The organism is Terriglobia bacterium (assembly GCA_020072565.1).
Taxonomy (GTDB): Bacteria; Acidobacteriota; UBA6911; order UBA6911; family UBA6911; genus JAFNAG01.
This window is the reverse complement of record JAIQGI010000003.1, coordinates 240229-264960: the sequence shown is the minus strand read 5'-3', so window position 1 is coordinate 264960 and position 24732 is coordinate 240229. Positions and strand designations below refer to the sequence as shown.

General features: G+C 59.5%; 18 protein-coding genes. 8 read left to right on the top strand and 10 right to left on the bottom strand.

What is annotated here, in order from left to right; all coding sequences use genetic code 11:
• Window positions 1-58: 58 nt before the first annotated feature.
• The 3 genes from aceE (at window position 59) to lpdA (ending at window position 5618) form a co-directional block, all read left to right on the top strand.
• Window positions 59-2734 (top strand): pyruvate dehydrogenase (acetyl-transferring), homodimeric type, encoded by a 2676-nt coding sequence (gene aceE / locus LAP85_03085; GenBank protein ID MBZ5495361.1) that lies wholly within the window; start codon window positions 59-61, stop codon window positions 2732-2734.
• Window positions 2735-2821: 87 nt separating this feature from the next.
• Window positions 2822-4108: a 2-oxo acid dehydrogenase subunit E2 gene (locus LAP85_03080; protein MBZ5495360.1), complete on the top strand. Its 1287-nt coding sequence runs from the start codon at window positions 2822-2824 to the stop codon at window positions 4106-4108.
• Window positions 4109-4190: 82 nt separating this feature from the next.
• Window positions 4191-5618 carry a dihydrolipoyl dehydrogenase gene (gene lpdA, locus LAP85_03075; protein ID MBZ5495359.1) on the top strand — a complete coding sequence of 476 codons (1428 nt, stop codon included), beginning with the start codon at window positions 4191-4193 and terminating at the stop codon, window positions 5616-5618.
• 16 nt (window positions 5619-5634) lie between these two features.
• On the opposite strand, the gene LAP85_03070 is transcribed toward lpdA, so the two are convergent.
• Together LAP85_03070 and LAP85_03065 are read right to left on the bottom strand one after the other, a co-directional pair.
• Window positions 5635-6138 carry a hypothetical protein gene (locus tag LAP85_03070; protein ID MBZ5495358.1) on the bottom strand — a complete coding sequence of 168 codons (504 nt, stop codon included), beginning with the start codon at window positions 6136-6138 and terminating at the stop codon, window positions 5635-5637.
• A gap of 143 nt (window positions 6139-6281) precedes the next feature.
• The gene (locus tag LAP85_03065; GenBank protein MBZ5495357.1) at window positions 6282-6716 is read right to left on the bottom strand and encodes a CBS domain-containing protein; all 435 of its coding nucleotides are present in this window, start codon (window positions 6714-6716) and stop codon (window positions 6282-6284) included.
• 344 nt (window positions 6717-7060) lie between these two features.
• Here LAP85_03065 and LAP85_03060 point away from each other — a divergent pair, with 344 nt between their 5' ends.
• Window positions 7061-7771 (top strand): single-stranded DNA-binding protein, encoded by a 711-nt coding sequence (locus LAP85_03060; protein MBZ5495356.1) that lies wholly within the window; start codon window positions 7061-7063, stop codon window positions 7769-7771.
• Window positions 7772-7774: 3 nt separating this feature from the next.
• Here LAP85_03060 and LAP85_03055 read toward each other — a convergent pair whose 3' ends face one another.
• A complete protein-coding gene (locus LAP85_03055; protein ID MBZ5495355.1) occupies window positions 7775-9595 on the bottom strand; it encodes a peptidase M14 in 1821 nt (606 codons plus the stop codon).
• A 36-nt stretch (window positions 9596-9631) separates the two neighbouring features.
• Complete coding sequence (locus LAP85_03050) at window positions 9632-11599, bottom strand: hypothetical protein (GenBank protein MBZ5495354.1); 1968 nt, start codon at window positions 11597-11599, stop codon at window positions 9632-9634.
• A gap of 214 nt (window positions 11600-11813) precedes the next feature.
• Between LAP85_03050 and LAP85_03045 the strand changes: the two genes are divergently transcribed.
• Window positions 11814-12473, top strand: a complete 660-nt coding sequence (locus LAP85_03045) for a DsbA family protein (GenBank protein MBZ5495353.1) — start codon at window positions 11814-11816, stop codon at window positions 12471-12473.
• A gap of 181 nt (window positions 12474-12654) precedes the next feature.
• Here the strand turns inward: LAP85_03045 and LAP85_03040 are convergent, their stop codons facing one another.
• A complete protein-coding gene (locus LAP85_03040) occupies window positions 12655-13239 on the bottom strand; it encodes an NAD(P)H-dependent oxidoreductase (protein ID MBZ5495352.1) in 585 nt (194 codons plus the stop codon).
• A 126-nt stretch (window positions 13240-13365) separates the two neighbouring features.
• Between LAP85_03040 and LAP85_03035 the strand changes: the two genes are divergently transcribed.
• Window positions 13366-15795, top strand: coding sequence for a transketolase (locus LAP85_03035; protein MBZ5495351.1), 2430 nt, complete (start codon window positions 13366-13368; stop codon window positions 15793-15795).
• Here the strand turns inward: LAP85_03035 and rpiB are convergent.
• From rpiB to LAP85_03020, 3 genes are all read right to left on the bottom strand, one after another.
• Window positions 15792-16229 (bottom strand): ribose 5-phosphate isomerase B, encoded by a 438-nt coding sequence (gene rpiB / locus LAP85_03030; protein ID MBZ5495350.1) that lies wholly within the window; start codon window positions 16227-16229, stop codon window positions 15792-15794. The genes LAP85_03035 and rpiB overlap by 4 nt on opposite strands.
• Window positions 16230-16327: 98 nt before the next feature.
• A complete protein-coding gene (locus LAP85_03025; protein ID MBZ5495349.1) occupies window positions 16328-18013 on the bottom strand; it encodes an amidohydrolase in 1686 nt (561 codons plus the stop codon).
• A 169-nt stretch (window positions 18014-18182) separates the two neighbouring features.
• On the bottom strand, window positions 18183-19544 hold the full coding sequence (locus tag LAP85_03020; protein MBZ5495348.1) for a methyltransferase domain-containing protein: 1362 nt from the start codon (window positions 19542-19544) through the stop codon (window positions 18183-18185).
• A gap of 242 nt (window positions 19545-19786) precedes the next feature.
• Here LAP85_03020 and LAP85_03015 point away from each other — a divergent pair, with 242 nt between their 5' ends.
• Both LAP85_03015 and LAP85_03010 read left to right on the top strand, forming a co-directional pair.
• Window positions 19787-20929 (top strand): tetratricopeptide repeat protein, encoded by a 1143-nt coding sequence (locus LAP85_03015; protein ID MBZ5495347.1) that lies wholly within the window; start codon window positions 19787-19789, stop codon window positions 20927-20929.
• A gap of 293 nt (window positions 20930-21222) precedes the next feature.
• On the top strand, window positions 21223-21675 hold the full coding sequence (locus LAP85_03010) for an ATP-binding protein (GenBank protein MBZ5495346.1): 453 nt from the start codon (window positions 21223-21225) through the stop codon (window positions 21673-21675).
• Window positions 21676-21950: 275 nt separating this feature from the next.
• Here LAP85_03010 and rseP read toward each other — a convergent pair whose 3' ends face one another.
• Both rseP and LAP85_03000 read right to left on the bottom strand, forming a co-directional pair.
• Window positions 21951-23336, bottom strand: a complete 1386-nt coding sequence (gene rseP, locus LAP85_03005; GenBank protein MBZ5495345.1) for an RIP metalloprotease RseP — start codon at window positions 23334-23336, stop codon at window positions 21951-21953.
• Window positions 23337-23391: 55 nt separating this feature from the next.
• Window positions 23392-24576 (bottom strand): 1-deoxy-D-xylulose-5-phosphate reductoisomerase, encoded by a 1185-nt coding sequence (locus LAP85_03000; GenBank protein MBZ5495344.1) that lies wholly within the window; start codon window positions 24574-24576, stop codon window positions 23392-23394.
• Between the last annotated feature and the right edge of the window lie 156 nt (window positions 24577-24732).

Genomic DNA, 24732 nt, shown 5'->3' with positions numbered 1-24732 from the left:
TCGCAACGTATTGCAAAAGACGGTATTGGATTTATCATTTGAAGCACGGAGGCTGAAGATGGAGAATCCGAGTGCCGAGGAGTTAGCCGAATCTGAACGGATCGAGACCCGCGAATGGCTCGATTCTCTTGATTACGTCTTGAAGGCAGGGGGGGCCGACCGCGCCAGGCGAATACTGCAGCAGTTGCGCATTCGCGCGGAGGAGGCAGGCGTCAAGCTCCCTTATTCCGCCACTACCCCCTACATCAACACCATCCGCGCCGAGGAGGAGCCTACTTATCCGGGGAGCCGGGAGATCGAACGGCGCATCAAGAGCCTGGCGCGTTGGAATGCACTGGCGATGGTGGTGCGCGCCAACCGGCTGGCATCCGGCATCGGGGGGCACATCTCCACCTATGCCTCGACCGCAACCCTCTATGAAGTCGGCTTCAACCACTTCTTCCGCGGCAAGAATCATCAGGACCCCGATTTCATTTACTTTCAAGGGCACGCCTCCCCGGGGATCTATGCCCGTGCGTTCTTGGAAGGGCGCCTGACTGTGGAGCAAATGGAAAACTTCCGGCGCGAAACCAAGGAGGGAGGCGGCCTGTCCTCGTATCCACATCCCTGGCTGATGCCCGATTTCTGGGAGTTTCCCACCGTCTCCATGGGACTCGGCCCGATCATGGCCATCTATCGTGCCTGGTTCAATCGCTACCTGGAGGATCGGGGCCTGAGGAAACCGTCGGACGCTAAAGTCTGGGCCTTCCTGGGCGACGGAGAAACCGATGAGCCGGAATCTCTTGGAGCCATTACCCTGGCGGCGCGCGAAAAGCTGGACAATCTCATCTTTGTGATCAACTGCAACCTGCAGCGCCTCGATGGTCCCGTGCGTGGCAACGGAAACATCATCCAGGAACTGGAAGCGATCTTTCGCGGCGCGGGCTGGAATGTCATCAAGGTGATTTGGGGAAGCGACTGGGATGCACTCCTGGCCAAGGATCGTGATGGCCTCCTGGTCGAGCGCATGGAAGAAACTGTGGACGGCGAGTGGCAGAAGTACAGCGTCGAGTCCGGTGCTTACAACCGCACCCGTTTCTTCGGCAAGGATCCGCGCCTGCTCGAGATGGTCAAGCACCTGTCCGACGAGCAGATCCGGAGACTGCGGCTCGGCGGGCACGATCCGAACAAGGTCTACGCGGCTTACAAGGCTGCCGTCGCGCACAAGGGAGCGCCGAGCGTCATCCTGGCGCGGACCATCAAAGGCTACGGACTCGGCGAAGCCGGCGAAGGGAGAAACATCACCCACCAGCAAAAGAAGATGAACGAGGAAGAACTGCGGGAATTCCGTTCGCGTTTCGGCATCCCGGTCTCCGACGAGGAAATAGCCGAGGCACCGTTTCACAGGCTTCCGGATCACAGCACGGAGATGCAGTATCTGCAGCAGCGGCGAAAAGAACTGGGCGGATATGTTCCTACCCGGATTGTGAAATGCAAGTCACTGGAGGCACCCGGAGAAGAGCTCTTTCAGGAGTTTTATGAAGGAACAGGCGATCGGGAAATGGCCACCACGATGGTGCTCGTCCGCCTGCTTTCCAAGCTGATGCGCGATGAGAAAATCGGCAAACTGATCGTTCCTATCGTCCCGGACGAAGCACGCACCTTCGGGATGGAATCGCTTTTCCGGCAGGTGGGCATCTATTCGCACGTCGGCCAGCTCTACGAACCGGTCGACAAGGAGACCCTGCTCTATTACAAAGAGGCTCAAAACGGTCAGATCCTCGAAGAAGGGATCACGGAGGCAGGATCGATGTGCTCATTCATTGCGGCCGGGACTTCCTACGCGACTCAGTGCATTAACGCCATCCCCTTCTTTCTGTTCTATTCGATGTTCGGTTTCCAGCGTATCGGAGATTTGATCTGGGCCGCGGGCGACAGCCGTTGCCGCGGCTTTCTCGTAGGGGGGACGTCGGGCCGCACTACGCTGGCGGGGGAAGGCTTACAGCATCAGGATGGCAACAGCCACCTGTTAGCTTACCCGCTGCCGAATCTCATCAGCTATGACCCTGCCTTCGCTTACGAGATCGCTGTCATCGTGCGCGAGGGCATCCGGCGCATGTACGAGGCGCAGGAAAATGTCTTCTATTATCTGACGGTCATGAACGAGTTTTATCCCATGCCGCCCATGCCTGAAGGAGTCAAGGGAGGCATTCTCAAGGGCATGTATCGACTCAGGATTTCCGCGAAAAAGGATGCCAGGCTCCATGCCCAGCTTTTCGGCAGCGGCGCCATCCTGCGCGAAGTGCTGCGCGCGCAGAAAATGCTCGAAGAGAATTATGATGTCGCGGCCGATGTGTGGAGCATCACCAGCTATAAGGAACTGTATCGGGACGGGCACGATGTCGAACACTGGAATATGCTTCATCCGGCGGAGAAGCCCAGGGTCCCCTACGTCAGGGCGTGCCTGGCAGAATCTCCCGGCGTATTCTTGGCGGCTTCCGATTACGTCAAAGCGCTGCCTGACTCGATTTCACGGTGGTTCCCGCGGCCGCTGGTATCGCTCGGGACCGATGGCTTCGGGCGCAGCGATACCAGAGAGGCACTGCGCGATTTTTTCGAGGTCGATGCGCAGTTTATCACCCTTGCCACACTTGCTGCTCTGGCGCGCGAGCAGAAGATCGGGGCGGCGGTCGTGCAGAAGGCGATGATCGATATGAAGATTGATCCTGACAAACCCAATCCGATGATGTCCTAAAGCAAGACCAGCCGCGAATACCACGAATCCCACGAAAGTGCATTCGTGAGGTTTTCTGCATTCGCGGTGGCTTTGGGGAAGGAAGCCATGACCGTCCAATTCAAGTTGCCGGAACTTGGCGAGCACGTTGAGTCAGCGGATCTGATCAAGATCTTGGTGTCCGTGGGGGACAGGATTGCAGTCGACCAGCCCGTTCTCGAGCTCGAGACCGAAAAAGCCGACTTTGAGGTGCCTGCCACGGTCAGCGGCATCGTCAAGGCGATCCATGTGCGCGAGGGCGAAAAGGTCAAGGTCGGGCAAGTTCTCCTTACGGTGGAAGAGGAGGTTGTGAACGCCGTCAAGACTCCCGTGGAGGAGGAAGCGCCGGTGCCGGAGAAAACCGCGCCGGCTACCCCTCTTGGACAGGCGGCTGAACACCTCCAGCAGAAGAGCGTGAAACCTCTCCCGGAGGAGCGGGCCGAGGTTTCGGCTGCACGCCCGCTCGTGCCTGCATCGCCTACGGTCCGCAGGCTGGCACGGGAGTTGGGCGTTGCCATAGAGCAGGTCCCCGCCTCCGGACCGGCGGGTCGTATCCTGGCCGATGATGTGATGGCTTTCGCCAAGCGGCTCATCACCGGCACGGGCGGGTTGCGCCCCGCCGCCTTGCCTGCACTCCCGGATTTCTCCCGATGGGGGGAAATCGAGCGCAGGTCAATGACCGGGATCCGGCGCAAGATTGCGGAGAGCTTGAGCTACTCCTGGTCCAGCATCCCTCACGTGACCAATTTTGAGAGTGCCGACATTACGGTTCTGGAACAGCTGCGCAAGCGCTTCGCCGGAGAAATTGAAGCGTCGGGAGGCAAACTGACCATCACTTCCATCGCCGTAAAAGTCATCGCCTCGGCGCTGAAGGTCTTCCCGAGTTTTGCGGCGAGCCTGGATATGGAAAGAGAACAGATCATAATCAAAAAGTACTGCCACATTGGCGTGGCGGTAGACACCGACCGGGGCCTGATCGTTCCCGTAATCCGGGATGCGGACAAAAAAAATATCCGGGAGCTGTCCGTAGAACTTGTACAGCTGGCGGAAAAGGCAAAAAGTAAGAAGATCACAATGGAGGAGATGGAAGGCGCTGTTTTCACCATCACCAACCTGGGAAGCATTGGCGGCACTCACTTCGCCCCGATCATTCATGCTCCCGAAGTCGCTATCCTGGGCATTTCGCGCGCTCGGCTTGAAGCTGTCATGGTAGATGGCAAATTCGAGCCGCGCCTCTTGCTGCCGCTATCGCTTTCCTATGACCACAGGTTGATTGATGGCGCCGACGCCGCCAGGTTCTTGCGCTGGATTACGCAGGCTCTGGAACAACCGTTCATGCTGCCGCTTGAAGGATAGGGGAAAAGACAGATGCGATGGACGAACGAAATGTCTCTTCGTTTGTCAAGACTCAATCATTGCCGTGCTGGGGATCTTACCAATGAACGATAAGGATGATTCGGCGCAACTGGCAGTTATAGGGGCCGGTCCGGGAGGCTATGCGGCTGCGTTTCTGGCTGCCGATCTCGGACTCAAGGTCACTTTGATCGGCGAAGAGGAGAATCCCGGCGGGGTCTGCCTTTACTGGGGCTGCATTCCGTCAAAGGCGTTGCTTCATGCAGCAAGAGTGATCGCCGATGCGCGCCAGGCTGCGCGCTGGGGCATCCAGTTTGCCGAGCCCCGGCTGGACGTCGCCAGGCTGCGCTCCTGGAAAGGCGATGTGGTTCGCAAGTTGACCGCCGGTCTCGGCCTGCTCGGGAGGCAGCGCGAGGTCCGTTACATCAGGGGCCGCGCCTCGTTCCTGGACGGGCGCACATTGAAGATCGAGAAGCACGACGGGGGCGAACAGCAACTGGCTTTCGAGAAGGCGATCCTGGCGACCGGCTCACGACCCGCCACCCTTCCGGGCATCTCGCTCCGGAGCGCACGCCTGCTGGACTCGACCGCAGCCCTGGAACTCAACGCAATTCCCAAGACGATGCTGGTGGCGGGCGGCGGCTATATAGGCCTGGAGATAGGATCCATCTATGCCACCCTCGGGACGAAGGTTTCCCTGGTGGAAATGACGCCAGGGTTGCTCCCAGGCGTGGATCGCGACCTGGTATCCATTCTCTCGAAGCGGATCGAAGGCCTGTTTCACTCTGTCATGCTTGACACCAAGGTTGTAGGGATGAAGGAAGAGAACGGCGGCATTCGCGCGCAGCTGGAAGGCGCCGGAGCCGGGGCTGCAGACCAGATGTTCGAATCCGTTCTGGTCGCGGTCGGGCGCAAGCCCAACTCCGAGATCGCGGGATTGAAAAACACGCGCGTGGAACTGGACGCGCGCGGATTTGTGAAAGTGGATGGGCAGCGCCGCACCGCGGATCCCAACATCTATGCCATCGGAGATGTTGCCGGCGAACCGCTGTTGGCTCACAAGGCGACGCACGAAGGACGCACCGCAGCTGAAGTGATCTCGGGGCGCAAAGTTGCTTTCGAACCGCGGGCAATTCCGGCGGTTGTGTTCACGGATCCCGAAGTTGCCTGGTGCGGCCTCACTGAAAGCAGGGCCAAGGATGAGGGCCTGCGAGTCAAAGTGGTTCGCTTTCCCTGGGGCGCGTCGGGGAGAGCGGCGACCCTGGACCGTCAGGATGGCGTAACCAAACTGATACTCGACGCTGGGAACGGACAGGTTCTCGGCATGGGTATCGTCGGACCAGGCGCCGGAGAGTTGATCGCCGAGGGGGTGCTTGCGGTCGAGATGGGCGCCCTGGCTTCGGATGTGATGCTCAGCATTCATCCCCATCCGACTCTGTCGGAAACCGTTATGGAGGCTGCCGAGGCCTTCTTCGGCCAGAGCACGCACATCTATCGCCCCAGGAAAGACTGAATCGCTGTGTGAGCAATCACCGCCAGGCCGCCAGGGCGCCGAGTCCCCAAGACAATCCCAGGTCTGCCGGCGTGCTGACGCTCCGGCGTCCTGGCTGTTTCTCCGCTGCAGGGTAGCGATAGTGCCACGCGGCGTTTCTCCAGGGTGTCACGACCGGATCTTCTTCGAACAACTGCCGCAGGATTCTTCTGGCCCTCATCAATCTCACCCGCACGGCGGTCTGGGAACAATTCTGCTCTCGGGCAAGGTCTTCAATTTCGTAGCCGAAGAAGTAACGTTTTTCCAGAAGTTCACGATCCGTGTGGCGGCATTGATCGAGCAGATGGTGCACATTGATGGCGACGAGGCTTACTCGTGGCGGTATGGGAAACTCCCGTATTTCCTCCCTCTTACGATCCCTGCGACGTTGAGTTCTGTAGAGATTCAGGGCGATGCTGTTGACCCAGGTAAGGGTTTTTTCACTGTCCCTGATTTGAGCGCGGCGTTCCCAGCCCCGAACCCTGCCGGTCCCGTCAAGCACGCGGAAACAAACATCCGGGCCGGGATTTTGGCGCGGGTCAGAGGCATGAAAGGAAGATATCGACGTAAACCCGGTCTACTCGATCCTGATGATCAAGGGGGAGAAGAAGCGGGAACAAGAGCTCAGTGAAAACCAACCGGCTGCTACCTTCTTCCCGTAATGTAATCCTCCAGATCGCTGATGGTGCCCTGCTGTTCGACGATGATGCCCTTGACCACATCGCCGATGGATATTACGCCGAGGAGCGCATCCGCTTCCATGACGGGCAGATGCCGGATGTGGTTCTCCGTCATCAAACTCATGCATTCCTCGATTGTTTTGCCCGGAACTACGCAGATCGGTTTTTCGGTCATGACCTCGCGCACGAGCGTGTCCTTCGAATGTTTGCCTTTGAGAATCATTTTCCGGGCGTAGTCACGCTCGGAGAAGATGCCGATCAGGAGCCCCCCGCGCAGGACGAGCAGGGCCCCTACGTTCTTCTCCGCCATCAGCTTGAGGGCGTCGTAAACCGTGGAATCCGGGTCAACACCCCATACATCATAGCCTTTGGCCTGCAATATCTGGCGGACAGTCTTCATACCATGCCCTCCCATTTGGGCTACTTGATACGGCGAGCCTGGACAGTTCCATCACTCCCGCACAAAAAGGTATCTCTAAAGGGAGAGTTACCTCCCTACCCCCGAAGCGCAGCCCTGAAGGACCAGGGCTGACAGCATTTGTATAATAATAGGCAGAATCTCGAACGGCCCGCAACCTCTAAAAGCATCACCGGCGCAAGGCAAAGCTGCGTGTTTGTTTCTTCTGATGCGATTGATCAAGTCGCTTTATGGACTCACGACATATACGATGCCGACGAAAACCTTTTTCATGTATTTTGCGGTTGCTGATTTGGCTGCAGTCTATGCGGTGATATTTTAGAAGCGTGGATCTGGCTCACATTGCATTGCGGCTCCGCTCCGATTTGCGGCATCAGAAGTTCGGCCCGCCGATCGCCTGGGTCTATAACCCGGTCGAATACTCCTGGCCCACTCATGCCGAATACCTCCGCCGCTTTGGCCGGGGGCGGCGAGAAATCGTGCTCGTGGGCATGAATCCAGGCCCATGGGGCATGGTCCAGACCGGCGTTCCTTTTGGAGACGTGGAGATGGTAAGCAACTGGCTGGGGATTACGGGCCGTGTGGGCAAGCCCCGTTCCGAGCATCCACGGCGCCCGGTCGAGGGGTTTCTGTGCCATCGGAGTGAAATCAGCGGGCGCCGGCTCTGGGGCTGGGCGCGCGACACGTATGGCACCCCGGGCCGGTTTTTCGCGCGCTTCTTCGTCATGAACTACTGCCCCCTTTGCTTCTTTGAAGCCGACGGCACCAACCGCACGCCCGACCGGTTGCCAACGGGGGAGCGCGCATCGCTGTTTGCCGCATGTGATGATGCGTTGCGCGCACTCACCCGTTGCCTGAGGCCACGACTGGTGATCGGCATCGGCCGTTTTGCCGAAAGCCGGGCACGCGCAGCGCTGTCCGGCATGCCCGTTGTTGTCGCAGGTGCCCTGCACCCAAGCGGCGCCAATCCCCGCGCCAGCCGCGATTGGGGCGGCCAGATGAATGCTACGCTGAGGGCCCTCGGAGCCACAAGATAGAACCTACTTCAAGGCGATGGTCTTGCGGGCGGTTCCACCTTTGACACTCGCATACGCAACCGTGATATCGCCCGAACCTCTCACCAGGTACTCGATGGTACGCGTGGTGTCGCCCGGCTGACCATTGCGGAGCATGATGCGTTTGAGATTTCGCTGGTCGATCAGCTGCGTCGCGATCTTCCGGAACTTGTCGAGCACCCAGCCGGCCGAAAGCACCTCGACGTTTTTCCCCTCAACCGTCAGAAGGTCGGGGGTTACGACATTGTTCTCTGCCGCCTTTGCCAGAATGGTCGGGACCAGGTGTTCGTTTTTGATGTCGACGCGCACGCGATAGACATTATCGCTGATCAGCTCGACACTGCTTTCTCCCAGGCTGATCTTAGGCATCTCACCCGCCTGGTACAGAGTGAAGGCCATGTTGCGGTGGCAGAGTTCCTCGTTCATGAAACGAGGAGGCACGCGCCCATAGGTCTTCTTCCAAGTTCCGCCCATCTCGACTTTACCGAACTGGGGATGGTCGAATTCCTTCCACTCCGTGAATTCATCGCCGAACTCCAGATAGTCGTTGAACCAGTAGTTGGCAACACGCGGGTTGATCGGGCTGTTCGGATCCTTCTGCTGTTCCTTCAACTCGGGGCTGGTGTAGTACTGCCCGTTATTCCACAGCTCGTTGGAGAAGGACAGAATCCCGAGGCCATCATTAGTCCAGTCAATAAAGCCTCCGTGCACCGTGTAGAGGCCGCTCCAGATGACGAGGTAGCGGTAGAAGGGGAGGATGCGCTCTGCGTTCCGGCCCAGCTCGTCATAGGCCTGGACATCCGCGCGGGAATACTCGCCCATCCATTCGGCGCCCGGACCGCGCAAAATCATGCCGCCGTTGTTATGGTAGGACTGAACGCCGGCAATGTTGGGGTGAGCCAGAAGGAAGTCGTTGATTGCCTTGGCTTCCGGCAGTTCGAACGGGTAATGCATCGAACCACCCTGGATGTAGTCGGGCTGCCAGTCGCTGGCCCAGTTGCGGTTGGGGTCGTAGCCGCCCCCCATCCTGCCGGTGATGAAGCCATCGCCGTCGTTGTCCATGCCTTCCCGGCCAAGCACGATGTAGTCCCCTTTCTCTCCCTGGGGCACAGGTTCCATCATGCGGGGGTCGAGGGCGCTTTTTCGGTAGTTGCCCTGGCCCGGGACATACTTGCGGATCTGGTCAATGACGCCGTTGCCATTCAGGTCGATGATGTCATCCTGGTCCACGAGTCCGTCGTTGTCCTCGTCCGTGGGCACGTGACCGCCCCTCGCCTGAACCCCGGTAGGCCCCTTCATGAAATAGTCGCGGCCATCCGGGTTTACCGTGGGAAAGAGGTAAAATACGCGCTCGTTGACGAGCTTCGTGATGGCTTCGATCCTGCCGTAGTTTTCCATCAGGTACCAGACGGTATAGAGACAGATTTCCGCGCCCTGGATCTCGTTCCCATGCACGTTGGCTTCGATATACATGGCGGCCTTGCTCAGCTCCGGACCGGTGTCGGGATTGTTGATGGTCATGCACATCATGTCTTTGCCATCGTAGCTCTTGCCGACCGACGAGTACTTGAGAAATTTCGGCCAGGCCTTTTCCATGCGCAGCAGATCCGACTTGATTTCCGCGCAGTCATGCCAGCGATCAAAATCGAGCTTGACCTTAAACTGCGGGTCCGACCCGGATGGTTTCTGGTCGATCGCCTTGATGTCCGTCGCCTTCTGCCCCATCACTGCCGGAGCGAGGCTCACTGTGGCCAGGCAGGCCACCAGGACGAGGCAGCGAGTGAAGATCGATGAAGTGATTCGCATGTTGTCTCCGCTTGCTCTGAAAGATGTTGAACCCGACTACTTCAGCGTAATGGTCGCTGTGTCCGTCCCGCCCTTCTGCGCCACGACTTTCAGCGTGACCGTGGTACCGGGTCTCCCTCTGACGATCCACTGGTAGCTCTGCCTGCGGCCGGAGCCTGCCAGCACTGGAACATTGTTGGTCTTGGGGGCGCCCGAAATGATGTCCTTGGCGTCGACGCTGAGCTGGACCATGGTGGCCCTGACCGAGCGCGAAACCTGGCCGTGCGCTGTCGAGGTTGGCAGAAATCCCTTGTTCTCGATTTCGGCCTGGATGCGGAACAGGCCGCCGCCGAGGCTGGTTGCCGAGAAATCGGCAACGGCAATTTTCGGGAAAAGCGATGCCAGGTACAGGGCGAACTCCGCGTGGGTCTTGCCAAGCTCGGCGATCTTCGCCGCCGGTGGATTGGTCGTAGCATAAGGCTTGAAGCCGCCGATATCCACATCCCCGAGGGTTGGGTGCTTGTAGGGCGTCCAGTTGATGAATCCGTCGATCTTTTCGGCATCCATCCATCGGAGCAAGCGCAAATCAAAAGCAGCCGAGCCGTCAGAGGCCGCCGCACCACCGCCCGCGCCCCGGCCTCCGGCTGCCATGCCTCGGCCTCCGCCGCCACCCATGGCCACATCCGGAGCCGCTCCGCCGCGCGCTCCCGGCGCGGATGCCTGGGGGAGACCCCAGCCCGGGGTGCAGAAAGAAGGCACGCCGAATTGATAATAGCCGACCTCAAAAAACGCGCCCGCCGGCGTGCGGACGGGAGGATCGCTGCGCAGCCCGGTCAGTTCGCGGTACTTGTCGACGATCGTCTGCATGTATTCTGCGTCGCCAGGATTGATGGTCTCTGCCGGGCGCTGCCCACCCTGGCCGCCTCCTCGCCCGCCCGCCGCGGGGGCTGCCCCGGCCGCACCCCGAGCACCGGTGACAACCTGATCTATGCCCCCACCTCCCCGTCCACCCATCCCAAAGCCTCTTCCTCCGCCTCCGGCCTGGAACATGCCGACTCTTCTCGCCTCGGCTATGCCCTGCTGGGCGAAGTTGAAGAGGTCGATCGTCTGGGGCGGGGCATTGTCCCCGTTCCGTCCGGCGATGAGATTGTCACTCTCGCCGAAGGTGAGCATGGCAGCGATGTTGCGATGGTGACCGATGTACTCCATCAATGCACGCGTTTCCAGTTCACTGGCCATGAAGCGGCCGGCGTCGGTCTGGTAGTAAGGATACTTGTGCATGAAGTTGCGATTGAGATCGGCGCCCCCCGGTCCATCTTCGGCGATGAAACCGTCGTTGTCCCTGTCGATCCCTTCGTAGTAGAGCCTGTAAGCGCCCACTTCGCCGCGCTGCGGATCCGCCCTCTTCAACAGACGAGGATCATCAGGATGGATCATATAAGGGCCTTTCGGGTCCTTGACGCGCATCAGCGTGATGTAACCATCCTTATTCAGGTCCTCGGGAGGGTTCTCGTCGACCCGACCGTCGTTATCGTCGTCAAGTGGAGAGGTGTTGGTCTTGCGGTCCGCTTTGACCGGTGCGAAGAAGAACTCCGCCGCATCCGGATTCATCCGCGGAATGATATAGAATGCATGCGTATCGATCTGCTGCTTCACTTGCGGGCTGGTTGCATAGTTGCTGAGCAGGTAGTCGATTATGTAAACCGCAAGCTCGCTGCCCACCAGGTGATCGCCCTCGAAATTGGCCGCCACGAGCAGCGCCGGCCGGGTTGGCGATGCCGATCCGGCAGCGTTCATGATCTCCACCGCCCAGATCGAGCGATTTTCGCGGGTCTTGCCGATTTCGACAAGCTTTGCGATGTCGGCGTGGTCCTTGACGAGACTTTGAAGTGTGGTGGTCAGTTCCGCATAGGTATGATATTTCGAAAAGTCAGCGGCCGGGGAGGCCATGGGCCAGGAACAAAGGGCAATGGCCAGTACAGCGGCTGCCGGCAATTGTAGCCGGCCGATTGACAACTTTCGCACGGCGTCCTCCTGATGATGAAATGCGAACTGCTTGAACCTGCGCCGCGATGGCTCGATCCGGCAAGGTGCTTCTAGCCCTGATCCCACCGAACCTCAGCCGGGCGCGCTGGCCCCTCAGCATAGAGAGGTCGGTATTATGGTGCAACAAGAAAAGAACAACGGATAAGATCAAGGTATACTAAGTCTACGATTTATGCAAAAATTGGGATTGGCAATGATTAGAGGATTGGGACTTAAGAAATTGTGTGGAGTCTGGGTCGGTCCGGCGGCTGCGTTCACACTCCTGGCGGCGGCATTGCCTTTGACCGGCCAATCCAGTGCCTATCAGCCCGTGGAACTTTACCTCGGCGGTCAGCCTGGCGCCCCGGTCAAGATCGAGGTGTTCTCGGATTATCAATGCCCTGTCTGCCGCACATTTTATCTGGATACTCTGAAGCCTCTTCTCGCCGACTACGCCAAGGAGGACAAGATTGACAAGATCTGCGTGGTTTACCACGATTTCCCCTTGGATATGCATCCGTTTGCGCGCAAGGCTGCGCGCTTCGCGCTGGCAGCCCAGCGCCTCAGCCGGGAGCGCTGGTTGCGGGTGACCGACGCGCTCTATACGGAGCAGGAGAAGTGGTCGCAGGATGGCAATATCGAGGCCGTCCTGGCAAAGACGCTGGATCCGACCGAGTTGGTACGGCTGCAGAATATGGTTGCGAATCCGGCGATCGACGCAACCATCAACCAGGAAATCATGCTCGCGCAGAGCCGCGGCATCACATCCACCCCCACCTTTTTCATCATCACCGAAACGGGCCGGCAGAATCGTGTCATTGGCGGAGTTCCCTACGCAGTTCTGAAAAACTACTTGGACGGGCTCGTCAAGTAACGACTCCATTGAAGGTGTCGCGATTCCACAAAAGGGTCCATGAGCCCCCTTCTGGAATGCGCGCACCGGTTGCTTCCGGGGAGCAACGCCGGCTTGAAGCCCTGCCCAGGTTACGGGCGTTGCCTCGAGGCGGGCGGCTTCCGCATCTACGCGCATCGAACATCAAGGACAGCGCTCAGTTTCAGAAGTAATCGCGGCCCAGCCGCCGCACCCGCTCGAGATAGCGCAGGCGGGCGGCGTCGCTGACGTTAAGAACATCGTGAAAAAACACGTTCCTCACGGTGCGGACTCCGCAAGTCCTCAGAGTCCACTCATCGAAGGTCTTTTCCAGCGGCCGACCAAAACGGAACAGCCGATAGAACGACGCGCTTGCGCCGGCAGTGCGGATCACCAGGGCCTTTTCGTGGTGCAGCAGGCCTCGGACCCCTCTATCGGAAGTGAATCGGAATGCGAACTCTTCCTGAAACACGCGATCGACAAATCCCTTGAGAATGGCGGGGACCCCGAACCACCACACCGGAAAAACGAACGCCAGAGCTTGTGCCTGCAGGATGCGATTCTGATAGACGGCCACATCGGAGAGCGGGTGGCCCGTCCCCAGCGTGTCGAGTTCCGGACCCCGCAGCACCGGGTCGAACCCTTCAGCATATAAATCTGCGATGTCAGTTTGGTGACCGGCCTCGGCGAGCCCTGCGCACAGTGCGCCGCACAAGGCTGCATTGAATGAGTCGGGCTTCGGATGAGCGAGGACGATCAATATCCGCATGAGCCCATAAAATAGCCAGGATGGTTATGAATTAACACGAAAATCTCTCTGGGAGCCGGGTGGGCTGCCTCGCTTTGTTCTTTCCGCGCATTTCGTGTATTTCGTGGTTTGTGTTAGTTTTTAGCAATGAGCTCGCCCTTCGAGACGGCGTCACAGGAAACCTCTCCGAAGCTCCCCAGGGAAACCGTGGTGCAGGACTATCGGCTGGCGTTTCGCAGCCGGCATGCCAGCATCGTGGCTCATCGGGAAGTCCTGTCCGGCAAGGCTAAGTTCGGCATCTTCGGAGCCGGCAAGGAGGTTCCCCAGGTGGCGATGGCCCACGCGTTCCGAAAAGGCGATTTCAGGGCGGGGTATTATCGGGACCAGACCATGATGTTCGCCCTGGGGATGCTGAGCGTGGAGGGGTATTTCGCTCAACTTTATGCTGATGCCGAGCTTGCCAACGAACCCGCCTTCGGCGGCCGTTCGATGACGGGGCACTTTGCGACGAGGCTGATCAACACCGACGGCAGCTGGAAGAATCTTCGGGCCACCTGCAACTCCTCCGCCGATGTATCACCCACCGGCGCCCAGATGCCCCGGCTTCTGGGCTTGGCTTATGCATCGGTTCTATACCGGCGGCTGGAGGAGTTGAAGGAACTGGGGTCCGCCGGCTTTTCCGACAACGGTAATGAGATCGCGTTCGGCACGCTCGGCAATGCGAGTTGCGCGGAAGGGATCTTCTGGGAGGCGATCAATGCCGCCGGAGTGCTGCAAGTGCCTATGCTGCTGTCGATCTGGGATGACGGTTATGGCATTTCGGTGCCGAATCAGTTTCAGATGACAAAGGGGGATATCTATCGTGTCCTGGAGGGCTTTCAGCGGCGTCCAGGAGAGAAGTCCGGCCTGGATGTCTATGCCGTCGCGGGCTGGAATTATCCTCAGTTGTGCGAGACCTACCTCCTGGCGGCCGAATCGGCCCGGCGGGATCATGTCCCCATCCTGATTCACGTAACCGAATTGACCCAGCCGCTTGGGCACTCGACCTCCGGGAGCCAGCAGCGCTACAAGCCGCCCGAGCGACTGGCGTGGGAGAAAGAGTTCGACTGCATTCCGAGGATGAGAGAGTACGTGATTGGAGAAGGGCTGGCCTCGGCGCGCGAGCTGGAGGAGTTGGAGGAGGAAGAGAAGAAGGAGGTGCTTGCGGCGAGGGACCGGGCCTGGGCGGCGTTTCGCCAGCCGATTGAAGCCGAGCGGAGCCAGCTGATCGCTGTGACGCAGAAACTGGCGCAAGGCTCGGCCCACGCCCCGGCGTTGGCCCGCATTGCCGACGCCCTGGCAGGCCAGAAGGCCGCGCTGCGGCGCGACTTGATGGCAGCCGCGGAGGAGGCGCTGATTGCGGGACGTTCAGAGGACACGCCCGCCAGGCAACGGCTGGTCGAATGGAAACTCGAGCGGGAGGAAGAGAACAAGAGACGCTACGGCTCGGACCTGTACAGCGAGGCCGCGGAATCGGCTCTCAAGGTAGCTGAAGTTCCCGCCGTCTACTCGGAGCATCCACCCATGCTGCAGGGTTTTGAAATCCTGAACGCCTGCTTTGATGCTGCCTTTGCCCGTTATCCACAACTGGTCGCGATGGGGGAAGACGTCGGCCAGCTGGGCGATGTCAACCAGGGGTTCGCCCATCTGCAGCAGAAGTACGGCGCACTGCGCATAACGGACACCGGGATACGCGAGGCTACGATTCTGGGGCAGGCCATCGGAATGGCGCTGCGCGGCCTCCGCCCGATCGCGGAAATCCAATACCTGGACTACGCTCTCTATGCGCTGCAGATCATGTCGGATGATCTGGCCACGCTGCGCTGGCGCACGCGGGGAGGGCAGAAGGCGCCTGTGATCATCCGGACCCGGGGGCACCGGCTCGAGGGCATCTGGCATTCGGGCTCTCCCATGTCCGGCCTGATCGATCTGCTGCGGGGCATCTACATCTGCGTGCCGCGCGACTCCACGCAGGCCGCGGGCTTCTACAACACGATCCTGCGCTCGGACGATACGGCGCTCATCGTCGAGGTGCTGAATGCCTATCGGCGCAGGGCGCCCTTGCCGGACAACATCGCAGAGTTTACGATTCCGCTCGGCGTGCCGGAGGTGATCAGGACCGGCAGGCATGCGACCGTCGTCACTTATGGCGCCTGCTGTACAGTTGCGGAGGAAGCGGCGGAACTGCTGAGCCGGGTCGGCATCGAGGTGGAGCTGATCGACGTGCGGACACTGACGCCGTTCGACTTGCGCGGCGTAATCGTGGAATCGCTCAGGAAAACAAACCGCGTGCTCTTCGTGGACGAGGATTCACCCGGGGGAGCTACGGCCTACATGATGCAGCAGACTATCGAACGGCAGGGCGGCTACGAATGGCTCGACGCGGCACCTCGGACATTACCCGCCCGGGAGCACCGGCCGCCTTATGGCTCTGACGGCGATTACTTCTCGAAGCCGAACCGGGAGCAGGTTTTCGAGGCGGTTTATGGCCTCATGCATGAAGCAGATCCGCGAGGCTTCCCACCGCTCTTCCGCTAGCGGGTCGGGTGGTCTATCAGCTCGATCCGCCTGAGGTGGCGCCCGCCATCGAAGGGCTCCCCGAGCCAGATGCGCACGATCTCGAGCGCAGCCTGCAGTGGCATCATCCTTTGGCCGAGCGAGATCATGTTGGCGTCATTGTGCCTGCGAGCCAGTTCCGCACTTTCGTTGTTCCAGCACACGGCACATCGAATGCCCGGGAGCCGATTGGCAACTATAGCTTCCCCATTCCCTGAACCGCCGAGCACGACGCCGCGCTCACATGCGCCATCCGCAACCGCCTCGGCAGCGGGCCTGATGAAAAGAGGATAGTCCACGGGATTTTCGGAATACGTGCCGAAGTCCCGCACCTCGTGTCCCGCGGCAGTGAGCATCGCACGAATCTGTTCCTTGTAGAGGAAACCGGCGTGATCTGAGGCCAATGCGATCTTCATAAGCCAATTATCCTCCTGCAAGCCGAGCCCCGCAAAACTGAAGCCGCGAAATGCACGAGATACACGAAATCACCTTCGCCTATTTCGTGGCCCTGATCCTAACGCCTTATGTAAGCCATGTTGCCGCCGATATAGGTCCGCTCCACTTCGAGCGACAGGAGCGCTCTTGGCGGTATCGTCAGGATATCATCGGAGAGCACGATGAAGTCAGCCAGCATGCCGGGTGCGATCTGACCTTTGATTTCCTCCTCGAACCCGGCGTAAGCGGACTCGACGGTGTAGGCGCGCAGGATTTCCTTCCTCGTGAGGCACTGCTCGGCGTGCCAGCCGCCTTCCGGCTTGCCGTCGGGAGATTGTCGCGTCTCCGCAGCATACATACCCCAGAATGGATTGGGAGTTTCGCCCGGGAAGTCGGAATTGAGCGGCACATGCACACCGGCATCCAGAAATGCCCGCCACGCATAAGCGCCTTTGATCCGCTCCGTGCCGACACGGTTTTCCGCCCACGCCATATCCGAGGTGCAGTGGGGCGGCTGCATGCTGGCTATGATGCCGAGCCTGGTGAATCGCGGGATGTCCTGCAGGGCAATCACCTGGGCATGTTCGATCCGCAGCCTGGGATCCTTTGCGCCGGGCGCTTCTTTGAGCGCGGCCTCATAGGCATCCAGGGTGACCCGGTTGGCACGATCCCCGATGGCATGCACGGCCACCTGCAATCCGGCTTTCAGTGCCCGGGAGGTCAGTTTGTAGATCTCCTCCTGCGACGTGGTCAATTGTCCGCGGGTTTCGGGAGCATCCGAATAGGGTTCAAACAGGGCTGCGCCGCGCGATCCCAGCGCCCCGTCGGCAAATATCTTGAGGCAGCGTATGGTCAGCGTAGCGTTAGCGTCAAAGTAAGGTCCATGCTGGAGAAAAGGCTCGATCAACTCCCTGTCGGTAGCGTCGAGCATCACGTAGACTCTGGTTTTAAGCTGTTTTTTGTTCGCGAGGGACATGAGCGCCGCGAGCATCGGTTTCGACACATTTGCGTCGTGAACCGTCGTCAGGCCATACTTCAGGCATTCCTCACCCGCCAGCGTGAAGGGCTTTTCCATAAGCGCGGGGGACAACGGGGGAATGTGCCGCGTAAGCAACGCCTGTGCATCATTTTTCAGGATGCCGGTCGGCCTTCCGGTTTTAGGATCCTTGAGAATCTCCCCGTTCGGCGGATTGGGTGTGTTGCCTGTAATTCCGGCGATCTCCATCGCTTTTGCGTTTGCCCAGCCGGCAAAGCCGTGCAGCCCGCTGAGCCATACCGGGTTGTTCGGCGCCGCAAGGCTCAACTTCTCGTTGTTCGGGTAAGCTTTCGCCCACGCCCCCTCATCCCATCCCCAGCCTGTGATCCACTCTCCCGCCGCCGATTGGGCGGCACGATCCTTTACTTTCTGCACCACTTCATCCGGTGTCGTGATTCCTTCGACATTCAGCTCGATGAAGCTCTTACCCAGACTGAAAAGGTGAACGTGCGATTCGATGATTCCGGGCATGACCGTCCTGCCGCGCAGGTTGATTTGCTCGGCGTCCGAAAACGCACGTCTCATATCCCCAGTTTTGCCTACGGCTACGATTTTGCCGTTCCCCACGGCGAATGCTTCGGTTTCCGGGAGTGAGTCGTTCATGGTGACGACGTGTCCATTTACAAAGATGCGCTCGGCACGCGGGAACGGCTTGCATGCGATCATGAAAGTTGAGACAAGGACAAGAAGTGCGCCTCGGGTCAAAAGAATCACTGCTTTCCCTGACATGAGTCCCCCTTGTGCAATGCCGGAAGTATAGGCTGCGAACTGCTATTTCTGCATGATAAGCAGAAACAGCTGCGAATGACACGAATAATTTCCAGGGCGTGTCGAGTGTTTCTCACGAAGCACGATGCTTTGCGTTATACCTGATCACTGAAACGCAATCCCTGTTGAATCATCCCCGCGTCCCGACTACCAGGCACGTCGGCCCCGGCAGCCGGATGTGTTTCACATCCGGGAAACCCGCCTCCCGCATCCAGGCTGTGTATTCGTCTATACTATAGCTGCTGCCGGCACGGGTACCCACCAGCATGTTGAGCGCGAACAGTGCTGCAGATTTGGGTGAGGTTTTGTCCGGCTCGAGGATGAAATCCTGCACGACCAGGCGACCCTGCGGCCCGAGGGCCTGACAGCAACGCTGGAACAGGTCGCGGTTTTCCCCGGGATCGAGCATGTGACAGATCGCCGATACAAAAACGAGATCGAAGCCGGCGCCGAGGGGGTCGGCGCGCAGATCGCCCGCGCCTATCTTTATGCGTGCAGTCAGACCGGCCATTTCGACATATTTCCCGGTGATCGGGACAACCTCAGGAAGATCTAATATTTCCACCTGCAAGTCGCCGGATGCCTGTGCGAACGCTATCGAGTAAGCACCGGATCCCCCGCCCAGATCCAGCATCCTGTGCACTCCCTCCAAATCCACGGCGCGGACAACGAGCGGTATCCGCTCGGCAGCGTTGCGATCCATGGCGGCGATGAACGCATGCGTCCAGTTCTCATCGCGCGCGCCCGTCTCCCTGCTTATGACGGCGGTTCCGGCGCGAATGCAGTCGGTCAGGGTGGACCACCGCGGCCAAAGATGGACGGTGTGCATCAGGCCCTCTCGGGAATTGTCCGGAGAGCCGGCAGTGAAATAACGCGCGCTTGTTCTCGTGTTGTGGAAAATCCCGGACTCTTTTGACAGCATGCCTATGGCCGCCAGGGCGTTCAAGAGCATTTCCGTGGCGCGTGTGTCAGTAGCCAGGCAGGCCGCAACTGATTCCGCCGACGCTCCCCCTCCGACAGCGGAAAAAACGTCGAGCTCGATCGCGGTCAACAGCGCGCGGCTTTCCTGGAACGCGCGCAGGGTCTGCAGCAACTCGTCCGGAAGAGATCCGGAAGCATCCCGGGCGCGCATCGCAGCCTCTCTCTTCTCACGATTGCAGAGGATTTCCGCCCTCAACTGCGAGGTGTCACTGCGCATCAAGCGCTCCACCGGAGTTCCTTCCTTGAAATGGGAGCGCACGATTTCGGGCACGTCCTCGGGGCTGACGCCGCCATACCAGATGCCATCCGGATACACCACCAGGTTCGGTCCGTGCTCGCAGAGTCCCAGCGACCCGCACGTGGTGAGCTGAACCTCGTCGATCATTCCCTGCGCGGCAATCTCTCTGCGAAGCGTCTCAATGACCGCCCCGGCGCCACGAGCGGTGCAGGCGGGTGCGCCTTCCGGCTTTACCTGATCACAGATAAACACGTGATACAGAAACGGTTCCATCTCTCCCCCTTAGACTTTTTTATTGTGTTAAGCCCGAAGCGGCGCTACCGTCGTTGGTACGAAATCCTGATCCGGTGGGCTGTAGCCCGGAGGGGGAGCTTCAACCCCGTCTGGCTCATATAGCTTCTGAGCCGGCTCAAGAATCTGAATCCCTCTCCCGGTGCTCACGGTCATCAACAGCTCCACGGGCAATGCGCGCATGGCGTCCTCGAAAGCGGACGGTCTCCCGATTAGGGTACTACATGGCCAACTTGCTCGAAAAGGCTCGAATTACTTTCACCGGGAAAATGGCTTCGATGACACGCCGGGAAGCCTGGTGCATTGTACGCGACCACGGCGGCGAACCCACTTCGTATGTATCGCATCGAACGGCGATGCTGGTCGTCGGCACCGACGGCTGGCCGCTGCTTCCTGACGGTGAGATCAGCCACAAGCTTAGACGTGCGGAAGAGCTGAGGGGAGCAGGCTGCCCGATTCGCATCGCGCCCGAGACGGAGTTCCTGGAGGTTATCGGCAGGGCGGAGCCAGGGGAGGCGCAGCGCAAGATGTTCCCGCCAGGCGAGGTATGCCGGATCCTGAAGATCGACAGAGGGACACTCCGCGGCTGGCAACAGTCTGGGCTGATCCGGTCCCAGGATGGGTTCTATGATTTTCAGGATCTGGTTTCCATCCAGGCCATCCACGAATTGGTACGTAATGGCGTCCGGCCGGAGAAGATCGCCCAGAGCCTGCGCAATCTGGCAGTCATCCTCCCGGGTATGGAAAGACCACTGGCCCAATTGCGGGTGATCGGGGAGAATCCGAACGTGCTGCTTGTCAATCACGATGGTGTGCGCTTCTCAGCGACCGGGCAACTGCTGTTCAATTTTGAGGGGCAGGGCCGGGCCGGAGGCGTCGTGCTCCCTCTGGACCTACAGGCGCGCAATTCGGCTGAGTGGTTCGAACTGGGCCTCGGCTGCGAAGAGGAGGGATTGTATCCGGAAGCCACCGAGGCATTCCGGGCGGTTCTGGCGCTCGAGCCCGGTTCTTCCCAGGCCTACATGCATCTGGGAAACGTCATGCGTGAGATGGGCGTCCTGTGGGCTGCCGAGGAGTTTTACGGCAGCGCCACGCAGCTGGACCCCGGCATGGCTCTGGGTTGGTGGAATCTGGCTGGAGCCCAGGAGGAACAGGGAAAGACTGAGGAAGCCATCGCGAGCTATCACTCGGCTCTCGCGGCAAGCCCGGATTATGCCGACGGGCACTTCAACCTGGCGCTATGCTATGAAAAGGCCGGCCGCAGGCGGGATGCCTGCCGGCATTGGTTTGCCTACCTGAAACTGGATCCGGCAAGCGCCTCGGCACGTGTCGCCAGGCGGCACCTTTCCGTGAGCGCCGAGGCGTGAGCGGGAAAACGGGCAGGCGCGGACCGGCGTCAAGGAATGAAGCCTCTCCGGTACCAACGGGGTGGACGAGGACGGAGGAGGCCTCGCGCCCCGGGCTTTCCCGGTCGACCATTTCGCGGTTGGGTCCTGCTATCTCCCTTTCTGAGGGCGGTTCATGCCTCTCCCTTTTTCTGTAATGCAACGACAAATCGCGCCTTGACAGGCTCTAAGAGCCACGGCTAAGATTGCGGCGGGCTCAGCGTGAATGCACGAACATATCTCATGAGCTACTTTACGTTTGTAGATTCCATCCGATGACCATCAAGAGCGACAGGATTGAGATAAGGATCGGCAGCGCGCTGGAATACCTGGATCTGGTGCAGACCCTAACGGACTGCGTTACGGACTTCATGGGATTTGACGATGATACGGCTCACTGGATCGGCATGTCGGTCCGTGAATCGGTAACGAATGCCATCCAGCACGGCAACCGGATGGATCTGAGCAAGAGAGTGGACATCACCTTCGAGGTTGCCACGGATCAGCTCGACATATCGGTCCGGGACGAGGGTGCCGGCTTTCAGATTGACAGCCTGCCGAATCCGCTCGATCCCGAGAATCTCCTGAAGCCCAGCGGGCGCGGAATCTTTTATATTCGGTCCTTTATGGATGAGGTAGAATTCATTGCGCACTCCCAGGGTGGAATGGAAGTTCGCATGGTTAAGAAGGTACCTTCAAATTCAGCAGTCAAGGAGACAGAGATATGAAGATCGAGAATCGCATCGTCGGGGACGTGCATGTGCTGGATTGCAGCGGAAAAATAACCCTCGGCGAGGGGACGATGGCCATTCGGAATACGGTCCGCGAGGTGATCAAGGCCGGCGGCAAGAAAATCGTGCTCAACCTTGCCGACGTCAACTACATCGACAGCTCCGGCATAGGCGAACTGGTCAGCAGCTTTACGACGGTCACCAATCAGGGCGGACAGACTGCTGACAGTGTTTCAGACTTACGACAACGAGCAGACCGCGATCGGCAGTTTTTAGCGGAAGATACTGTTGAAGTTCAGGACCTTGGTGAGATCGTTGATCACGACAAATCCCATCAGGAGGATCAGGAAAACGAAACCCACCTGAACGATCTTCTCTTTGATTCCGAGGCTCAGGTCCCGCCCGATCAGGCCTTCGATCAGGAGCAGAGCAATTACGCCGCCATCCAGAATGGGGATCGGGAGCAGGTTGAAGATTCCGAGGTTGAGGCTCAACAACCCAATAAAACCGATGAAGAGCCGGGCGCTGTGAGTACGGGCAGCGTCCCCGGCTACGCCTGCAATCCCGATAGGTCCCGAGATAGTCTTGACTGAGGCGCTTCCGGTAAATATCCTGCCGATAACCTGCATCGTAAGAACTGCGATGTCATAGTTGTGGCGAACCGCGTGTTTCACCGACCCGAGGAGCCCGTAGCGCTCGTGGTCTGCCGGAATCTTGGCGTAAAAGCCGACAAGCACGCGACCCTTGTCCTCGATCGGCGTGATTGTGAGCCAATGCGTGGCACTGGTGCGAGGAAGCTCCTGAACTGTGGATTCCCAGCTCGCGCCAGGCGGAGGCGAAACGGCTGGGCGCCGGATCTCGAATTGCAGCGGCACACCCTTGCTTTCCGAAATGATGCTGAGGATCTCGTCATAGCCGCTGCCCCGCTTGCCGCCTCCCTGAACCGAGAGGATCTCATCCCCTGGTTTCAGGCCGGCCTTCTGTGCAGGCGAGTTTGGATCCAACTCCTGCACGATCGTCCTGGGCAGCATGTAGTTAAACCCGAGGCTGATAGGATCGACGTCTTCTGTCGGCGGTGTATCGAAGTGCAGCTCGATCCGCTGGCCGCTGCGATCGACGCTCACGTTCAGCGCATCCCGGGGCGCCGTCCCCAGCGCGATCTCCATGCTTTGCCAGGTGTTGACCCGGTTGCCGTTGACCGCCACGATGCGGTCTTTCGACTTGAGTCCGGCGCGCTGCGCGACCGAGTTGTATATGACCGGGCCAACATCGGCCGGGCCGATGAGATAGCGGTATGCCAGCACACCCTCCATGTAGGAAGTGGTCACAATCGCCACTGCCAGCAGGATGTTCATGAACGGGCCAGCCAGTGAAACCAGCAACCGGTGCCACTTGGGATGAGACTGGAACTCGTCCGGAGCTCCTTGACGCTCCTCATCAAACGCCTCCCCGGCCATCTTCACGTAACCGCCCAGAGGTAGGGGGCTTACGCGATACTCCGTGCCTCCGCGCGTAAATCCAGCGAGGCGTGGGCCGAAACCCAATGAAAAGGTGATCACCCGGATCTTCAACAGCTTGGCCATGGCGAAATGACCGAACTCGTGAACAGTGATCACGATGCCCAGCACCACGATGAAAGCCAGGATAGTTGTTACCATCAGAACAGTTTCCTCTTGCTCCCCCTAATTATGATGCTCCAAAGGGGAAAAACTCTCAATGCGCAGCCGAGCACGTGTGGTCTGCGAACTCCCATGCCTTCCGTCGCGCCCAGGCATCGGCATCGAGAACGGCGCCGAGGGAGGAAGCTTCTACCGGAGTATGTGCGTCCAGTACCGAGGCAATGATGCTGGGGATGCCGTCGAACCCGATCCTGTTGTCCAGGAAAGACTCGACAGCAACCTCGTTGGCAGCATTGAGCACTGCAGGGGCCGTGCCCCCGGACCGCAACGCCCGATATGCGAGGTTCAGACACTGAAACTTGTCATGATCAGGCTCTAGAAATTCGAGCCTGGAGAGTTTCTGGAGATCGAGGGAGGGGAGCGCGCAGTTCCACCTTTCCGGATATGTCAGGGCATACTGGATGGGGACGCGCATGTCTGCCAGCCCCAACTGAGCCAGGACGGATCCATCGATGAATTCAACCATCGAGTGGACGATGCTCTGGGGATGGACCGTGACGGCGACCTCGTCGGCTGTGACACCGAACAGCCAGGAGGCCTCGATGACTTCAAGCCCCTTGTTCATGAGGGTGGCGGAATCGATGGTGATTTTCTTTCCCATGCGCCAGGTGGGATGGTTCAAGGCCTCTTCTCTCGTAACCGCGGCCAACTTCTCCTTCGGGGTGTCCCGGAACGGCCCGCCCGAAGCGGTCAGGATCAAACGCCGGATCTCGCTCCGGCATGCGCTGCGCAGGCACTGGTGGATCGCGTTGTGCTCGCTGTCCACCGGCAGGATTTCCACGCCGCGCTCGCGCGCCTTTTCCATCATCAATTGACCCGCCATGACCAGCGTCTCTTTGTTGGCCAGGGCGATGTGCTTGCCGCTCTCGACTGCGCGATAGGTCGGCAGCAGCCCCGCGGCTCCGGTGATGGCCGACAGGACTGTCGTCGCCTCCGGATGGCACGAGACCTCGGTCGTCCCCTCCTCTCCATAAACGAAGCGGGTCTGATCGAGAGGGTACCCTCGGTGGCGCAGGATCGCCTGCAACTCACGGGAGGTGCATTCGTCCAGGCTGGACGCGATCCGTGGATGGGCGGCCTCTATTTGGTTCGCCAGCAACGAGATGTTTCTGCCGCCGGCCAGCCCTACGACACGAAAAGCAGCGGGGAAACTGGAAGTCACCCGGAGAGTATTGGTGCCGATGGAACCCGTCGAACCAAGAATTGATATGGATTTCATGGAAACGCGCCTCGTGGGCCAATATAAAACTTACATTCTATCGAATCCGGCTCCGCGGCGCCACCAAACTTCCGAAAAAGGCACCTTTGGGAATCCTGATGTCGGCAAGATTGCTCTTTGTTGCCCCATCGAGTTCCGCTGCAGGCGGTCGGCCAT

What these genes read in the sequence shown, in the direction of transcription:
- LAP85_03000 (MBZ5495344.1), bottom strand. Translation starts at nt 24,576, where the DNA reads ATGAAATCCATATCAATTCTTGGTTCGACGGGTTCCATCGGCACCAAT.
- LAP85_03025 (MBZ5495349.1), bottom strand. Translation starts at nt 18,013, where the DNA reads ATGTCAGGGAAAGCAGTGATTCTTTTGACCCGAGGCGCACTTCTTGTC.
- aceE (MBZ5495361.1), top strand. Translation starts at nt 59, where the DNA reads ATGGAGAATCCGAGTGCCGAGGAGTTAGCCGAATCTGAACGGATCGAG.
- LAP85_03010 (MBZ5495346.1), top strand. Translation starts at nt 21,223, where the DNA reads ATGACCATCAAGAGCGACAGGATTGAGATAAGGATCGGCAGCGCGCTG.
- LAP85_03045 (MBZ5495353.1), top strand. Translation starts at nt 11,814, where the DNA reads ATGATTAGAGGATTGGGACTTAAGAAATTGTGTGGAGTCTGGGTCGGT.
- LAP85_03055 (MBZ5495355.1), bottom strand. Translation starts at nt 9,595, where the DNA reads ATGCGAATCACTTCATCGATCTTCACTCGCTGCCTCGTCCTGGTGGCC.
- LAP85_03080 (MBZ5495360.1), top strand. Translation starts at nt 2,822, where the DNA reads ATGACCGTCCAATTCAAGTTGCCGGAACTTGGCGAGCACGTTGAGTCA.
- LAP85_03040 (MBZ5495352.1), bottom strand. Translation starts at nt 13,239, where the DNA reads ATGCGGATATTGATCGTCCTCGCTCATCCGAAGCCCGACTCATTCAAT.
- lpdA (MBZ5495359.1), top strand. Translation starts at nt 4,191, where the DNA reads ATGAACGATAAGGATGATTCGGCGCAACTGGCAGTTATAGGGGCCGGT.
- LAP85_03065 (MBZ5495357.1), bottom strand. Translation starts at nt 6,716, where the DNA reads ATGAAGACTGTCCGCCAGATATTGCAGGCCAAAGGCTATGATGTATGG.
- rpiB (MBZ5495350.1), bottom strand. Translation starts at nt 16,229, where the DNA reads ATGAAGATCGCATTGGCCTCAGATCACGCCGGTTTCCTCTACAAGGAA.
- rseP (MBZ5495345.1), bottom strand. Translation starts at nt 23,336, where the DNA reads ATGGTAACAACTATCCTGGCTTTCATCGTGGTGCTGGGCATCGTGATC.
- LAP85_03035 (MBZ5495351.1), top strand. Translation starts at nt 13,366, where the DNA reads ATGAGCTCGCCCTTCGAGACGGCGTCACAGGAAACCTCTCCGAAGCTC.
- LAP85_03015 (MBZ5495347.1), top strand. Translation starts at nt 19,787, where the DNA reads ATGGCCAACTTGCTCGAAAAGGCTCGAATTACTTTCACCGGGAAAATG.
- LAP85_03020 (MBZ5495348.1), bottom strand. Translation starts at nt 19,544, where the DNA reads ATGGAACCGTTTCTGTATCACGTGTTTATCTGTGATCAGGTAAAGCCG.